1 protein-coding gene and 1 pseudogene are annotated in these 1944 nt (G+C 65.1%); both read right to left on the bottom strand.

Annotated elements, in window-relative coordinates:
• Positions 1-207: pseudogene (locus AC08OO_RS09750) on the bottom strand (DUF397 domain-containing protein); the annotation flags it as partial.
• A 291-nt stretch (positions 208-498) separates the two neighbouring features.
• Positions 499-1737, bottom strand: a complete 1239-nt coding sequence (locus AC08OO_RS09755) for a helix-turn-helix domain-containing protein (protein WP_085015406.1) — start codon at positions 1735-1737, stop codon at positions 499-501.
• Positions 1738-1944: the final 207 nt, after the last annotated feature.

Raw genomic sequence — 1944 nt, forward strand, 5'->3', positions numbered from 1 at the left:
CAGCAACGCCGCCCCCGCCGGCACCCGGCCATGGCGCACCGCTATCCCCGGGGTGTCGAGCAGCCCGAGCGTCCCGACCGGCACCGCGGCCACCTCCACCGCCCCCAGGCCGGCCCGCGTCGTCCGCCACCAGGCCAGACGATCCCGCCCCCGCACCGGCACCTCACATTCCAACCGGGCAAAATGCTCGTCCTCCCACCGGCCCACGGCCAGAACCTCCCTCCGACGTGATCGCGACACGGTGGTCGCTGTCTTCATAGACGGGCAGTCCCCATTTGCCGATGACACAGGATCGCCAGGTCATAGGTTCTCCGGACAGTAGGAGTGATGAAAAGGCACCCCGAGGCCGGGAAACAGAGAACCGATTCCCTATCTCAACCAGCCCCGGAGGCCATGCGAAGAACCTAACGCCAACCGGCAATCGGAACGAGTCGCGTAACGCAGTAGTTCACCTGACACGCCACGTCCAACTACCACGCCCCGTGGTAGTTGGACGATCTACTGGACCTGCATGAAGTCGGCAAGCTCGCGTAGCTCCGAACTCAGCCTTCGCTTCCGGGAAAGCAGAACCGTACTCAGGACGTCCTTACCCTTGCGCTGGTGTCGCAGCCATTCCGGCGCGGTACGAAGCAGCAGCGTCAGCACACCGACCGCATCCCCGAAGTCACGAAGCGCTGCATGCGCAGCGGCCACATCGAGTAGATGACGGCTGTAGTTGTCCGACCGCCGCCGCTTCCCTGCGCCGTCGCGGACATCCTCCGCTATGCGCAGCACCCCACGCGGATCATCAGCGATGATCAGCGCCTCAGCCCGCTTCATCCGCACGACATTCGGATTGAACGTCGTGAAATACTGATGGTGCCGGCCAGTAATCCCCGACCCGGTGATCCTGGACGCGGCAACCTCGGCAAGCGACAAAAAGTCATCCGACGCATCGACTCGATTGTTCCGCACCGCCGCCGCCGAACCACGCAGCAACAACCATCCCCACGCCGACAGCTCCGCATCACTCGCCACCGACAGGCGCGGCTCCACCCGCGACGCCGTCTCGCGAGCAAGCCGCTCCGCGTCATCGAACCGCCCCTGACGCACAAACAGCCAGGACTGTGAGATAGCACCCGCCGCAGCCGTCAGCCGATCCCCGGAATCGAGAGCATCCCGCATCGCGTCACGAATCGCCGCATAGGCAAGATCGTATTGACGTACCTGAGTCAGAAACCAGCCCGCGACCTGGAAAATCTCCGCCCGCAGCCGCGCCGCCTCCCGACGATCACCCTCATTCTCCGCACCATCGACAAGCCCGTGACTTTCCTCGATCATCACCGGCAGCATCGCAGCCACAGCGCCGAAGTCGTCGGACTGGTAGACCCTGATCGCGTTTGACAGCGCATCTCGAAGCCGAGACTGCGACTCCTGCGCCGATCCACCTACCGGTGACCGCGAAACGCCGACGAGGCCGACAGCAGGCGTGAGAACCTGGCGTAGCGGCAGCAGATTCAGCTTCTCGTCTTCCGTTGCATCAGTCACTGGCCCAGGTGAACGTGCCCCGAACAGCGACGACGTCTCCGTATCCAGCGCACGGGCCAACGTGCGCAGCGTCTCGATCCGCGCGCTTCCACCCTGCTCGATCTTCCGCACCGTCGACACGCTCAACCCAGCCTCGTCGGCCAACCCCTCTTGAGAGAAGCCACGCCGCAGCCGGAGAGCCCGAAGACGAGCGCCCGGATCGTCCACCACTCCGCACCCCTCCCCGAACGTGCCCGTAATCAGGGTACGTGCACCTACAGCGCAACCCACCGACCTGCACAAACAGACCATACAAAGATCGTCGCCAATGTTCTCTTCCTTCTCAAGGGCGGCCTTCGGCCGCCGCGTGTGACCTGTCGCACGCGCCGCGCGTCGCCGTGCGTGCCGCGCCTACGGGATCGCCGCACCCGGCCGGGG

It is taken from the genome of Frankia sp. CeCAU1, assembly GCF_977971845.1.